This window comes from Arthrobacter sp. PvP103 (assembly GCF_017833075.1).
GTDB lineage: Bacteria > Actinomycetota > Actinomycetes > Actinomycetales > Micrococcaceae > Arthrobacter.
In genome coordinates this window covers 2,873,033-2,886,633 of record NZ_JAFIBQ010000001.1, presented here as the reverse complement: position 1 = coordinate 2,886,633, position 13,601 = coordinate 2,873,033, and the positions used below count along the sequence as shown (strand labels likewise).

The window sequence follows — 13,601 nt, the reverse complement described above, 5'->3', positions numbered from 1 at the left end:
TCCTAGTGCGCGGACTTGTCCCGGATGTCCGTGATGATGCCGGAGAAGTCCCGGCCCGCGCCGCCCTCAGCCGCAAACGTATCGTAGATCTCCGATGCCAGCGGCCCCATCCGCGCGGCCACCCCGGTGCTCTGCAGCGCGTTGAGAGCCAGCTTGAGGTCCTTGGCCATCAGCGCCCCGGCAAAGCCCGGCTGGTAGTCGCGGTTGGCGGGACTGGTGGGCACCGGCCCCGGAACCGGGCAGTTGGTGGTGAGCGCCCAGCACTGCCCCGATGCCGCGGACGCAACATCGAACAGCGCCTGGTGGGTCAGCCCCAGCTTCTCGCCCAGAACGAACGCCTCACTCACCGCGATCATGGAGACGCCCAGGATCAGGTTGTTGCAGACCTTGGCCGCCTGGCCCGCCCCGTGGCCGCCGCAGTGGACCACGCGCTTGCCCATGACTTCCAGCAGCGGCCGGACGTATTCGAAGTCCTCGGGCAGGGCGCCCACCATGAAGGTCAGGGTGCCTGCTTCGGCCCCCACCACCCCGCCGGAGACGGGTGCGTCCACGGCCCGGTGGCCGGCAGCCACGGCGAGCGCGGACGCTTCGCGGGCCTCGTCCACGTTGATGGTGGAGCAGTCCAGGAACATGGTGTCCGGCCCGGCCACCTCCAGCAGTCCCGGCTGGCCGTCCGTTCCGCGGTAGGCGTCCAAAACGTGCCGTCCGCTGGGGAACATGGTGAGCACCACGTCAGCTCCGGCAACGGCATCGGCGGGCGTCGCCACCGTGGGGACGCCGTGCTCGCGGGCCGCGTCCAGCGCTGCGGGCACCACGTCGAATCCCGCCACCGTGTACCCGGCCTTGACCAGGTTGACGGCCATCGGCCCGCCCATGTGCCCCAGCCCGAGGAACGCGACGTGTTCCTTTGTCACGGGTTTTCCGGATTCCGGTGTTTCAGACATTGCGGGCCTCCTTGGATTGCAGGTTGAGTTCCCGGTCCCCCAGCGGCTCGAAGAACCTCTCGACGTCGGCGGTGGAAACCTCATGCAGGCTGGCCGGCTTCCACTGCGGGTTCCGGTCCTTGTCCACCACCTGTGCACGGATGCCTTCGCGGAAATCCGCACCTGCCAGGAACCGCAGGCCAACGCGGTATTCCTGGGCGAGGGCCTCCTCCAGCGTCAGCGTTCGTGCACGGCGGAGCGATTCCAGTGCCACCTTCACGGCCGTGGGCGACTTCGCCTCGATAGTGGCGGCCGCCTCCGACGCCTCACCGGCAGCGTCGCCGTCGAAAGTGCGGAGCCGGCGGAGGATGTCCTCCGCGTCGTCGCTTGCGTAACAGGCGTCGATCCAGTCCTGCTGTCCGGCCAGCACCGACACGGGCGGCTTTTCCGCGAAGCGTTCGACGGCGTCTTCCGCCGGTTCAGTTTCCAGCGCAGCTGCCAGCGCAGGGAGGTTTCCGGACGCCACGAAGTGGTCCGCCAGGCCCAGGAAGAGGGCGTCCGCGCCGCTCAGATGGGCGCCGGTCAGGGCCGCATGGGTGCCCGTCTCGCCCGGCGACCGGGACAGCAGCAGGGTGCCGCCGACGTCCGGCACGAATCCGATGGTGGTCTCCGGCATGCCGGTGCGGGTGCGCTCGGTGACTATGCGCACGGAACCGTGCGCCGAAATCCCCACGCCGCCGCCGAGCACCAGGCCGTCCATGAAGGCCACATATGGTTTGGGATAGCCGGCGATCAGCGCATTCAGCCGGTATTCGGTGCGCCAGAAGTCCGCGGTGGCTTCTCCGCCCGCAAGCATGTCCTCGTAGATCGCCACGATGTCGCCCCCGGCGCACAATCCCCGGTCTCCGGCACCGTGCACCAGAACGGTGGCCACGCCGTCGTCGTCCGCCCATGCGGTGAGCTGCCCCAGCATGGCCGCGGCCATGCCGGCGGTGAGCGCGTTCACTGCCCTGGGCCGGTTCAGCGTGATGACGCCGAGGCGCCCGCGCCGCTCAAACAGCATGTCCTCAGTGGGCGTCTCATCGGGGCGGTCTGTGTTCGTACCTGCGGTAGGTCCTGCGCTCATCAGCTGCCTTCCGGCATCACGTAGCTGGCGCCCTGGCGGATGCCGGAGGGCCAGCGGGTGGTCACGGTCTTGGTCTTGGTGTAGAAACGGAACGCGTCGGCCCCGTGCTGGTTCAGGTCCCCGAAGCCGGAGGCCTTCCAGCCGCCAAACGTGTAGTAGGCAATGGGCACCGGGATGGGCACGTTGATGCCCACCATACCCACCTGCACCCGGCTGGCGAAGTCACGGGCGGCGTCGCCGTCGCGGGTGAAGATGGCCACGCCGTTGCCGAACTCGTGCTCGCTGCAGAGGCGGAGGGCTTCGTCGTAGTCCGCCGCGCGGAGGACGCTGAGCACCGGGCCGAAGATTTCCTCCTTGTAGATCTTCATGTCCTTGGTGACGTTGTCGAAGAGCGTGGGGCCAACCCAGAACCCGCCGTCGTAGCCTTCCACGGTGAGGCCGCGGCCGTCCGCCACGAGGGTGGCGCCCTGGTCCACGCCGGACTGGATGTAACCCTCGATGCGCTCCTTGGCGGACGCCGCCACTACCGGGCCGAAGTCCGAGTCCTTGTCCAGGCTGTGCCCCACCTTGAGGTGCTTGACCCGTTCCTCCAGCTTGGAGACCAGGGCGTCGGCCGTGTCCTTGCCCACCGGGACCGCAACGGAGATGGCCATGCACCGTTCGCCGGCGGAGCCGTAACCCGCACCCATCAGCGCATCCACGGCCATGTCCAGGTCCGCGTCCGGCATGATCACCATGTGGTTCTTGGCCCCGCCGAAGCACTGTGCGCGCTTTCCGTGGGCGGCTGCGGTGGCGTAGATGTACTGGGCAATGGGCGTGGAGCCCACGAATCCGATCGCTTTGACCCTCTCGTCCTCGAGCAGCGCATCCACTGCTTCCTTGTCCCCGTTGATCACGTTGAACACACCGTCCGGGACGCCTGCTTCGGTGAAGAGCTCCGCGAGGCGCAGCGGCACGGAGGGGTCACGCTCCGAGGGTTTGAGGATGAAGGCGTTGCCAGCAGCAAGGGCAGGTCCGGACTTCCACAGCGGAATCATGGCAGGGAAGTTGAACGGCGTAATTCCGGCCACCACGCCCAGCGGCTGGCGCAGCGAATGTACGTCGATTCCGGTCCCGGCATTGTCCGAGAATTCGCCTTTGAGCAGGTGCGGGGCGCCGGCCGCGAACTCCACCACCTCGATGCCGCGCTGGATGTCCCCCTTGGCGTCCGGAAGCGTCTTGCCATGTTCCGAGGAGAGCAGCGCGGCGAGTTCGTCCAGGTGCTCGTTCACCAGGTCCACGAACTTCAGCAGGATCCGGCCGCGACGCTGGGGATTCATGGCACCCCACTCCACCTGGGCCTTCTCCGCGCTGGCAATGGCATTGCGGACTTCGTCGGCGCTGGCCAGCGGCAGCCTGGCCTGCACCTCGCCGGTGCAGGGATCGTAGACGTCGCCGAAGCGCCCGGAGGTGCCGTCGACCCGTTGCCCGTCTATGTAATGGGAAAGCTCGCGAACCATGGCGGAATGCTCCTTTGCATGTGACCTACATCATCCTGCTGCTGAATATACTCGGACTTCCTACTAAATTCCAGACCGCCGCCGTGGCCGCACGGGGCTGCCGCCGTCGTCGTACTCCTGCCCATCCGCTATCTCCGACGCCGTCGTGGGGCACTTTGAGGCGTATTCGCCGCAGAGAAGCCCCAACCAGCGGCGTGTCCGCGCCAATGTGCCCCGTTTTGGCCGGCAGCCACGGTGGTTGCGGGGCGAGCCTGCCGCCGCACTCCCGCCAGTCCGCTATCCCCGGCGCCCAAGTTCGGTAAGTTAGGAACTGTGAAGATTGCTACCTGGAATGTGAACTCCCTCCGTGCCCGAGCCGACCGCGTGGAAGCCTGGCTTGAGCGCAGCGACTGTGACGTCCTGGCCATCCAGGAAACCAAGTGCAAGGACGACAATTTCCCCTGGGAACTCTTTGAGCGCATGGGCTACGAAGTGGCCCACTTCGGCGTGAGCCAATGGAACGGCGTGGCCATCGTCTCCCGCGTTGGCCTTGAAGATGTGGAGCGCTCCTTCGTGGACCAGCCGGTGTTCGGCAAGAACGGCAAGGACGCCATCCAGGAGGCCCGTGCCATCGGTGCCACGTGCGGCGGGGTCCGGGTGTGGAGCCTCTACGTTCCCAACGGCCGCGCCCTCGACGACGAACATATGCCCTACAAGCTCAGCTGGCTGGACATGCTGAAGACCCACGCCCAGGCCTGGGTCACTGAAAATCCCGAGGCGCAGATCGCGTTGATGGGCGACTGGAACATCGCCCCGCAGGACGACGACGTCTGGGACATCGACTTCTTCCGCGCCAACGCAATGACCCACGTCAGCGAACCCGAGCGCGCCGCCTTCCGCGCCTTCGAGGACGCTGGATTCCAGGACGTGGTCCGCCCGCACACCCCGGGCCCCGGTGTCTACACCTACTGGGACTACACGCAGCTCCGCTTCCCGAAGAAGGAAGGCATGCGGATCGACTTCGTCCTCGCTTCCCCCGCCCTCGCCGCCCGCGTGACGGGCGCGTCAATCGACCGCGAGGAACGGAAGGGCAAGGGCGCCTCGGACCATGCGCCGGTCATCGTGGAGCTGGCCGACTGATGGGGCCGCTATGACGGGCAACATCTACCGGGGCCAGGCGGGCCTGCCTTTCTCTTCCGCACTGCGGATCTACGAGCCGCTGTCCGCGTTTCCCGAAGAGCAACGCGCTGCACTTCGGGCTGCAGGTGCCAGGTCGGCGTCGCGGGCAGCCGTGGAGAACGCCGAGTTGCAGGCGTCCCTCGGCCGGATCACGCGGCCCGGCGGCGACCCCTTCCCCACCGGGCGCACCGACCTGGTCCGGGTCATTCCGGCTCCCCCGGAACCGGAGCAGCCGCGCACGCAGAAGCCGGCCGTCGGCCCCGATGAGTCCGGAACGTCCGACGCCGGGGGGCCGGGTGACGCCGTAGACGGCGCCGACAGCGCGGACCAGGCGTTGTTGTACTGCCCCAGCCAGCTGGTGCTGCGCGCTGGCCTGGCCGCCAACGCACTGATGGAGGGCATCCACGGTCCGCTCGCGCAGCTGCTGATTCCGGAGGAACAGCGGGACAAGCACCAGGAACGGATCGACCTGGTGAAGGCCCGCGAAGGAACCAGCCGTGTCCACACGCGTGCTTCCACCTGGGGCATCCCGTTCAGCTGGTTCTCGCTGTTCAAGGAGTCCGACCCCCAGGACGTGGTGGAGTCCGGCGGTCGGATCATCACGGTCCGCGTGTGGGCACCGATCGGCGAAGCCCTGGAGCGCGTCCGCTATGCCGTGGCCAACCTGGCCCTGGCCGCCCCGGACCTGGACATGCTGGACGACATGACCCAGCTCACCGAGTGGCTGGAGCTCTTCCACCCCGGGTCGGTCGTGGAGTTGGATTACGGCGCCGTCGCGGACAAGGTGTATCCGGACGATTCACCCATGGACGTGCGGCTCGGCATCGAATGCCTGGCCGAAGGAGACATGACCGGGGCTGCCGCGGCCTACCGCCGGCTCGCCTCGCGCTGGATTCCCATCAGGCAGCTCGCCCGCGCATCCTAAGACGGAACTAGGCCTGCCCGTGGGACGGGGGCGGCGCCGTCGTCCTCCTGACGATCAGCTGGTGGGGCGCAACTTCTGAGTGGACCGCACCGACCGCGCCGTCCAGTTCGTCCAACAGCATCTTGGTGCCGAGTTCAGCCTGCTCGTCAGGCCGCTGACGCACCGTGGTCAGCCCCATGGCATCCGAGAAGTCGTGGTCGTCGATCCCGATGACGGAAAGGTCTTCCGGCACGCGGACGCCCATTTTGCTGGCTTCAAAAATGACGCCCATGGCCATCTCGTCCGACGCGCAGAAGATCGCAGTGGGTTTCGGACCGGGCCGGGCCCACATCCGGGTGAAGGCATCCTGCCCGCTCCGGACAGTGAAGTCGCCCCACTCGTCCCACTCAGGACGGACAGGCAGCCCGGATCCTGCCATGACGTCCTGGAACGCCTTGATGCGGACGCGGGGAACATCGAAGTTGAGGTCGGTTTCGTCGTCGCCATGGAGAAGGGCGATGTCCTTGTGGCCGAGGCTGATGAGGTGACGGACGGCGGTGGACGCCGCAGCGTAGTCATCGATGCCGATGTAGGGGCACTCTTCCACGTGGCCGCCCACCACCACCAGGGGGATGTCGATCTTTTGCAGATGCTCTATTTCCTCGTGGGTCAGAGCCATACACAGCACCAGGAGGGCATCGATCTGCTTGTAGACCATGGTCTTGCTGAAGAGCCGCTCGCGGTTGCTGCCGTGGCCGCCCAGGTTGAATAGCGACAGGTTGTACTGGCGCGCATGCAGTTCACGGTCCGCACCCTCGATGGCCTTGGAGAAGAACCATCGGCTGACGAACGGTGCCAGCACTCCGATGGTTTTGGTCCGTCCCGTGGCCAGGCCCGAGGCGGATGAAGATGCCACATAGCCCAAGGCGCCGGCCACCTCGAGAATTTTTTCCCGGGTGGCCGGCGAAACCCTTGGCAGGCCGCGGACTGCGCGGGAGACTGTGGCAGTGGAAACCCCGGCTGCGGCGGCGACGTCCTCAATGCTGACGCCCGAATGGCCGCCCCGTTGAGCCCTGTCTGTTGTGCGTGCCACAGTTTCCCCTTGCTTGCTGTTCGCAGATTCTTGCTACCTGTGCTTCCCCTGCGGCAACAAGCCAGTCTAATCCGCCCAGCCTTGAGCTCTGGATCAGCTCCTATTTCTTACGCGTCGCGGTCCTTGCGGGCAGGCGCCGGCGGAGCCGCACCATGCCGTAGAGGGCAAGAAGCACGCCCAGCAGTCCCAGCGCCCATCCGACCGCAGGCTGGGCGGTCACCTCCATCCAGACGGTGACCACCACCAGCACAACAGCCCAGAACCCGAGGAATCCGATGATGATGTCGAAGTCCTCCCCGGACCGGGCCCGCCGATGTTCACTGCGGACCCGTCCGTGGTTCTGTTTCCCGTCCACAGCCGAACCTGTCACTTGACGGCACCGGCGGTAAGGCCGGCAACAATCTTGCGCTGGAAGACCAGGACCAGGATCACCAAAGGAATGGTGACGATGGTTCCGGCGGCCATGATGGCCGTGTACGGAATCTGGTTCGGTTGTGCGCCAGCGAAGCTTGCGATGGCAACCGTTACCGGCTGCGTCGCGTCGCTGGACAGCTGGCTTGCAATCAGGAATTCATTCCAGGAGGAGATGAACGCCAGGATGGCCGTGGTGAAGATGGCCGGTGCCGCCAGCGGCAGGATTACCTTTCGGAATGCCTGCCCCTGGGTGCAGCCGTCCACCCGCGCCGATTCCTCAAGCTCCCACGGCATTTCACGGAAGAAGGAGGTCATCGTATACACGGTCAGAGGGAGCACGAAGGAGATGTTCGGGATGATCAGCGCCTGGTACGTGCCCATCCAGCCGATGTTGGTAAAGAGCTGGAACAGCGGGGTGATGAGGGCGACGCCCGGGAACATGGATGCGCCCAGGATGAAGCCCAGCACCAGGTACTTGAAGCGGAAGTTCAGCCGTGCCAGGGCGTAGGCCGCGAAGACACCGATCAGCAACGACACCACCGTGACGACGACGCCGATGAACACGCTGTTGCGCAGTGCATCCCCGAACCTGTTGCCAAAGGAGGTGTCGAAGGCGGTGTTGAAGTTGTCCAGCGTAATGTGCGTCGGCAGTATCGAGGTGTCGTAGGTGAAGTCCACATCGCGGAACGCCGTCACCACCATCCAATATGCCGGCGCCAGGCACCAGATGAGGATCACCGCGGCGCTGATGTATGTGCGCCCCTGTGCAACCTTTTCCCGGTTCTGCGCTGTCTTCCTGCCCTTGTCCTGCTTTGCCCGCAGGGCAGTCGCGGCTGTTCCGGCGCTCATTTCTTCCCCTTACCGGTGGTTCCGCTTTGTTCCACGACGTTCGCACCCAGGAAGCGTACAAAGATGAACGCGACGATGAAGATGATGATGAACGTAATGGTGGACAATGCTGCCGCCGCGTTGAAGCCTTGCCTGATCTGGTTGATCACCAGGATGGACAGCGTGGTGGTGTTGTTGGCCCCGCCCGTCAGGATGTATGGCAGGTCGAACATGCGAAGTGCGTCCAGGGTACGGAACAGGACTGCCACCATCAGCGCCGGCTTGACCAGCGGCAGGGTGATTAGGCGGAACCGCTGCCAGGTGCTGGCACCGTCAACCTTGGCGGCCTCATAGACCTCTGCGGGGATCATCTGGAGGCCGGCGAGGATGAGGAGGGCCATGAACGGCGTGGTCTTCCAAACGTCGGCGATGATAACTGCCCACTTGGCCGGCCACTCGCTGCCGGTCCACAGGATGGTGGTATTGAACAGCTTGTTCGCGATGCCCTCAAAAGCGAAGATGAACAGCCACAGCTTGGCAGTCACGGCGGTGGGAATGGCCCACGGGACCAGGACTGCTGCGCGGACCAGGCTGCGTCCCCGGAAGGTCCTGGCCATGATGAGGGCCATCCAGAAACCGAGGACGGTTTCCAGGGTCACGGTCACCACGGTGAAGAAGAACGTGGTGGCCGTCGCGGACCAGAACTGGGCGCCCAGTGTACCGGGAGGGCAGGCCACGGTGCCGCCGCCGGGAGCGGAGCACTGCTGGGCAAGCCAGTTCACGTAGTTCTGGACGCCTGCCGGGCCGCCCGCCGTGAAAAGCCCGGTGACGGGATCCAGGCCGGCGTCCTTTTGGAAGGACATAACGAGTGCGCTGATGATCGGGTAAACGATCACAACCGCCAGCGCGATGATCGTGGGGGCCAACAGCCACGATGCCCACCTGCCCTGGCTGGCGATCCGGTTGTCCTCCCCCACCCCCTTGGGTGCGTGGTGGATCTCGGGACTGCCCGACGCCGGCTTTTTTACCGGCGTCGGGCCCAATTCGGTAGCCATGAGGGGCTACTGTCCCGCGCTAGCTGATTCGATGGACTTTTGCATGTCCGACAGAGCGGATTCCACGGACTTCTCCCCCTTGATGGCAGGGTAGGCGTTTTCCTGGATGGCTTTGGTCACTGCAGGGTAGAACGGCGTCACAGGGCGCGGTACCGCGTTTTCGATGGACGTCTTCAGGACCGGCAGGTAAGGCAGCTTGGCCACGAGCTCTTTGTCCTCGTAGAGGTCACCGAGCACGGGGGCCAGCGAACCCTTGGTGGCGAAGAACTTCTGCTGCTCTGCGTCCGTCAGGAACTTCACGAAGTCCAGGGCAGTGGCCTTGTTCTTGGAGTACACGCTCACGGCCGCGCTGTGACCGCCCAGCGAGGAGGCGCCGGGGCCGTCCTTACCGGGGAGGGCGGTCATGCCCAGGACATCCTTGACCTTGGATGATGCTTCAGTGGTGGCCAGGTTGTACACGTACGGCCAGTTGCGGTGGAAGAGGAGTTTCCCGTCCTGGAACGCCTGGCGTCCTTCCTCTTCCTGGTAGGTGATGGCTTCCTTCGGGATGTTGCCGTCCGCGTAAGCCTTCGCCAGGTTCTCGAGGCCGACCTTGGCTTCCGGAGTGTTCAGGCTCGGCTTGCCGTCCTTGTCCAGCACGGAACCGCCGAAGGAGTTGATCGCCTCGGAAGCGTTCACGGTGAGGCCTTCGTACTTCTTGAACTGGCCCGCGTAGCAGCCGATGTTGTTGGCCTTGGCGATGGAGCACATCTGCATCATCTCGTCCCAGGTCTTGGGCGGAGTGGGGACGAGGTCCTTGCGGTAGTAGAGGATGCCGCCATCGGAAGACACCGGTGCTGCGTAGAGGGTGCCCTTGTACGAGCCGGCCTCAATGGTGGGTTCCAGCATGCCCTTGGTGTCAACCGCCATCTTGTCCTTCAGCGGCTGGAGCCAGCCCTTGGCGGCAAACTCAGCCGTCCAGACAACATCGACGCTGGCAACGTCATAGTTGGGGTTCTTTGCCTGGTAATTCTGGACCAGGTCGTCGTGCTGCTGGTCGGCGGAGTCAGTCTGTTCCTTGAACGTGACCTTCTCGTTCGGGTGTGCGGCGTTCCATTTTTCAATGAGGGGACGGACGACGTTGCTGTTGTCCTTGCCCTGGACGTAGGTGATGGGGCCACGGCCGTCGAGGCCTTGTTCAGCGTCGCCGCCGCCACCCCCGCCCGTAGTGCCGCCTCCGCCACCACAGGCGGAAAGTGTTAACGCCAAAACGCCGGCAGTAGCTGCCGGCAAAAGGAAGTTAGGGGATTTCATATGGAGAGACTCCTCGCTGAGTGTCGAGCAAAATCGGCGGTGCGGTTGAAGTGGTGCCCATCACACTAGTAACGTTGCGGTGAGAAATGCAAGCGTTTACACCGAAGTTTATGGAAAGGATATCTGTGGCACACAGCCCAGTCCCGACTGACGGCTCCTCGATTCCGGCGTGGTGGGCCAGCGCCGTCGTGTACCAGGTTTACCCGCGGTCCTTCGCCGATGCCAATGGCGACGGGATGGGGGATCTTCGCGGAGTGACGGCTCATTTGGACCACCTGCACAGGCTGGGCGTGGATGCCGTCTGGCTGTCCCCCTTCTACAAGTCACCCCAGGCCGACGCCGGTTACGACGTAGCCGACTACCGCGAAGTGGACCCGCTCTTCGGTACCCTGGCGGACTTCGACGAAATGTTGCAGAAGGCTCACGGCCTGGGGCTGAAGGTCATCGTTGACCTGGTGCCCAACCACACCTCGGACGAACACGCCTGGTTCCGGGAGGCCCTCGCGGCACCGCCCGGCTCACGCGAACGGGACCGTTACATGTTCCGGCCAGGCAAGGACTCCGTCCCCGGTTCGGGGAGCGGTGACCTGGCCCCGAACAACTGGAAGTCCATCTTTGGCGGCCCGGCCTGGACCCGCGTCACAGAGGCAGACGGCGCGCCCGGCGAATGGTACCTGCACCTCTTTGACACCAAGCAGCCTGACCTGAACTGGGATAACGCCGAGGTCAAGGAGGAAATGCGCTCGGTGCTGCGGTTCTGGCTGGACCGCGGCGTGGACGGCTTCCGCGTGGATGTGGCGCACGGGATGGTCAAGGAAGCGGGGCTTCCGGACTGGGAAGGCTCCGCAGCCATGGTGGAAGGAGCAACCGAGCTGCCTGGCGATGCCCATGGCGGCCATACCGAAGCCGAAGAACCGCACCGCGCCCACCCGGCAGCCGCCACTGACGCTGCCGCGGCGACAGCAGCCGACGACGACGAGCACCAGGCCGTCTCGCCGCTCTACCCGCCCTCGCCGTTCTTCGACCAGGACGGCGTGCACGAGATCTACCGCGACTGGCACCGGGTACTGGCCGAGTATGACGGCGACCGCATGATGGTGGCCGAGGCCTGGGTGGAGCCGGCCGAGCGGTTGGCCCGGTATGTCCGGCCCGATGAAATGCAGCAGGCGTTCAACTTCGACTTCCTGCTGGCCGGCTGGGATGCCGGTCGGACGGCGGTGGCCATTGAGGATTCCCTGCGGGCGGCCGCCACGGTAGGTGCCACCACCACGTGGGTCCTCAGCAACCACGACACGGTCCGGCACTCCACCCGCTTTGGGCTGAAGGACCCCACCACGTTCCCGAAGGGAATTGCTGCGGAGGATGAACAGCCGGATGCCGCGCTTGGCCTCGCCCGTGCCCGGGCAGCCAGCATGGTTTCACTTGCCCTCCCCGGTTCGGCGTACCTGTACCAGGGCGAGGAACTGGGCCTCCCGGAGCACACCACCGTTCCCGCCGAAGCGCGCCAGGACCCTACCTTCTTCCGGACGAACGGCATCGAGCGGGGTCGCGACGGCTGCCGTGTACCGCTGCCCTGGAAAGCCGCCGAGCCGGGCTACGGCTTCGCCTCAGCGTTCCCGGGCGAGGCACCTGCCGCTCCCTGGCTCCCCCAGCCGGAGTCCTTCGGCGAGCTGGCCGCCGACCGGCAGGACGGCGTCGACGGTTCCACGTTGGAGCTGTACCGTGCAGCGCTGGCGCTGCGCAAGGAACACCGGCTGGGCGCCGGGAGCTTCCGCTGGGCCGACGTGCACGCACCCGCGGACGGAGTGCTCGCCTTCCACAACGGGGATGTCCTGGTGATTGCCAACATGGGCCTTGCCGCCGCCACCCTGCCGGAAGGCTATCGGGTTGCGCTGGCCAGCGCGGATGAAGCGGTGACGGGCGGCCCGGCCGAATCAGGGACGGCCGAAACAGGCCCGGCCGAAACAGGTACGGCCGGATCGGGTACCCGCCCGGACGGCGCCCGGAAACTTGCGCCGGACTCCGCCGTATACCTCGTGGCGGTCTAGCGGACGCGTTCCGCCCTGCCGAAGCGGGAACGGGCGCCGGAGCCGATGTGGATAAGCACAGGGATGCGCTTGCCCACAACGGCGTCCAGCGCCTCCACGAGGGCTGAGACATCAGCCGCGAGGAGGTGCGGGGCCACGCCCTGGCGGGGCTGCAGACGAATCTTCAGCGCGGGCTCGCCACGGATCTCGTAGGTGGCCACAGTAGCGCCGGCCAGGTCCTGCCGCCCGGCCAATGCCGCGCGCAGGGCCTGTTCGGCGACGCCGCCGCCGATCCGCACGTTGCCGGGGAAACCCGCGGCGTCGTCCTCGGCAACGATCAGGTTGGCGCGGCCTTTGCCCTGCTGGGCCACCCAGGCGACCATCAAGGCAATCACCGCTGCCAGCACCAGCGCGATCACGGCCCACAGCCAGCTTTCCTCGCGGCCGGGGATGCCTGTCCGCTGGAGGAGCTGGCTCATGCCGCTCCACACACCGGCGGACCACTGCTGCCACCACGAAGCCACCGCCGGAACGGTGGCCAGCAGGACCAGCAGCAGCCCGATGACCAGCAGCTTCACACCCAGGATTCCGATGAGGATCCGGTTCAGCGTACGGGGGGTGTTGTTCATGCCCCGATCACCCCTGAAGCGGCCACGTTGACCCGCACTTCCGGCATCGGTTCAAGAGCCATTTCCCGCAGCTCCGCCAGCACGGCGGCCAGCACAGCGTTCTCGCTGACAGGCACCCCGGAGGTGGGCCGCACGTTGACAGTCACCTGGCGCTGCGCCACCACCACCATCACCTGTTCCTGCGTGACGTTCGCGGCCAGCCGGGCACGGCGGGCGAGCGCGGAGGCGATGACTTCATCGTCCACCACCACTCCGGCCCGTGGGTCCGGGAGCAAATGCCGCGCACGGCGGCCGGGCAGGACGGCGTTGAGCAGGAAAAACAGCCCCGCCATGGCGGTCACGGCCCCGATGGCGCCGAGCAGCAGCGGGGGCATGCCCTGGGGAAGCGCAATGATTCGTTCCGCGGCGGTCTGCGGATCGATGAGCCACGGCGGCTGCCCGACTGCGCGCACTGCGGCTTCGAGGAGGCCGTACCCGCACAGGACGATCACCAGAACCGCGGCAACCCCGGACACTGCGGCACGCGAGGAACGCGTTTCGCGGTCCAGGATCCGGCGCATACCGGCGCCCCGGGGATCCGGTTCTCCAGCGGCGGAGACGCCGGTACTCGTGCCGGAGGCGCCATTTCCCGCTGCGTGGCTGCCCTTTGAGC

13 protein-coding genes are annotated in these 13,601 nt (G+C 66.1%); 3 read left to right on the top strand and 10 right to left on the bottom strand.

What is annotated here, in order from left to right; all coding sequences use genetic code 11:
- Positions 1-2: 2 nt before the first annotated feature.
- The 3 genes from mmsB to JOE41_RS13295 are packed head-to-tail and all read right to left on the bottom strand — an operon-like array spanning position 3 to position 3,548.
- Complete coding sequence (gene mmsB, locus JOE41_RS13305) at positions 3-944, bottom strand: 3-hydroxyisobutyrate dehydrogenase (protein WP_209752618.1); 942 nt, start codon at positions 942-944, stop codon at positions 3-5.
- On the bottom strand, positions 937-2,049 hold the full coding sequence (locus tag JOE41_RS13300) for an enoyl-CoA hydratase/isomerase family protein (RefSeq protein ID WP_209752617.1): 1,113 nt from the start codon (positions 2,047-2,049) through the stop codon (positions 937-939). The genes mmsB and JOE41_RS13300 overlap by 8 nt, the downstream gene beginning before the upstream one ends.
- Positions 2,049-3,548 carry a CoA-acylating methylmalonate-semialdehyde dehydrogenase gene (locus JOE41_RS13295; protein WP_209752616.1) on the bottom strand — a complete coding sequence of 500 codons (1,500 nt, stop codon included), beginning with the start codon at positions 3,546-3,548 and terminating at the stop codon, positions 2,049-2,051. Before JOE41_RS13295 ends, JOE41_RS13300 begins: the two co-directional genes overlap by 1 nt.
- A 312-nt stretch (positions 3,549-3,860) precedes the next feature.
- Between JOE41_RS13295 and JOE41_RS13290 the strand changes: the two genes are divergently transcribed.
- Both JOE41_RS13290 and JOE41_RS13285 read left to right on the top strand, forming a co-directional pair.
- Positions 3,861-4,667, top strand: a complete 807-nt coding sequence (locus JOE41_RS13290; RefSeq protein WP_043429281.1) for an exodeoxyribonuclease III — start codon at positions 3,861-3,863, stop codon at positions 4,665-4,667.
- A 10-nt stretch (positions 4,668-4,677) separates the two neighbouring features.
- Complete coding sequence (locus JOE41_RS13285) at positions 4,678-5,631, top strand: hypothetical protein (RefSeq protein WP_011690289.1); 954 nt, start codon at positions 4,678-4,680, stop codon at positions 5,629-5,631.
- 7 nt (positions 5,632-5,638) lie between these two features.
- On the opposite strand, the gene JOE41_RS13280 is transcribed toward JOE41_RS13285, so the two are convergent.
- The 5 genes from JOE41_RS13280 to JOE41_RS13260 form a co-directional block, all read right to left on the bottom strand.
- On the bottom strand, positions 5,639-6,703 hold the full coding sequence (locus JOE41_RS13280) for a LacI family DNA-binding transcriptional regulator (RefSeq protein ID WP_011690288.1): 1,065 nt from the start codon (positions 6,701-6,703) through the stop codon (positions 5,639-5,641).
- A 100-nt stretch (positions 6,704-6,803) separates the two neighbouring features.
- Positions 6,804-7,058, bottom strand: a complete 255-nt coding sequence (locus tag JOE41_RS13275) for a hypothetical protein (protein ID WP_052309746.1) — start codon at positions 7,056-7,058, stop codon at positions 6,804-6,806.
- 11 nt (positions 7,059-7,069) lie between these two features.
- Positions 7,070-7,966, bottom strand: a complete 897-nt coding sequence (locus tag JOE41_RS13270; protein ID WP_011690286.1) for a carbohydrate ABC transporter permease — start codon at positions 7,964-7,966, stop codon at positions 7,070-7,072.
- Entirely contained in the window at positions 7,963-9,000 is a 1,038-nt protein-coding gene (locus tag JOE41_RS13265; RefSeq protein ID WP_011690285.1) for a carbohydrate ABC transporter permease, read from the bottom strand. The genes JOE41_RS13270 and JOE41_RS13265 overlap by 4 nt, the downstream gene beginning before the upstream one ends.
- 6 nt (positions 9,001-9,006) lie before the next feature.
- Positions 9,007-10,293 (bottom strand): ABC transporter substrate-binding protein, encoded by a 1,287-nt coding sequence (locus JOE41_RS13260; RefSeq protein WP_011690284.1) that lies wholly within the window; start codon positions 10,291-10,293, stop codon positions 9,007-9,009.
- 110 nt (positions 10,294-10,403) lie between these two features.
- Between JOE41_RS13260 and JOE41_RS13255 the strand changes: the two genes are divergently transcribed.
- Complete coding sequence (locus JOE41_RS13255; RefSeq protein WP_083812649.1) at positions 10,404-12,341, top strand: glycoside hydrolase family 13 protein; 1,938 nt, start codon at positions 10,404-10,406, stop codon at positions 12,339-12,341.
- Here the strand turns inward: JOE41_RS13255 and JOE41_RS13250 are convergent.
- Complete coding sequence (locus JOE41_RS13250) at positions 12,338-12,949, bottom strand: hypothetical protein (protein WP_011690282.1); 612 nt, start codon at positions 12,947-12,949, stop codon at positions 12,338-12,340. The two genes, JOE41_RS13255 and JOE41_RS13250, sit on opposite strands and share 4 nt — an antisense overlap.
- On the bottom strand, positions 12,946-13,509 hold the full coding sequence (locus JOE41_RS13245) for a DUF6286 domain-containing protein (protein ID WP_156810740.1): 564 nt from the start codon (positions 13,507-13,509) through the stop codon (positions 12,946-12,948). The genes JOE41_RS13250 and JOE41_RS13245 overlap by 4 nt, the downstream gene beginning before the upstream one ends.
- Between the last annotated feature and the right edge of the window lie 92 nt (positions 13,510-13,601).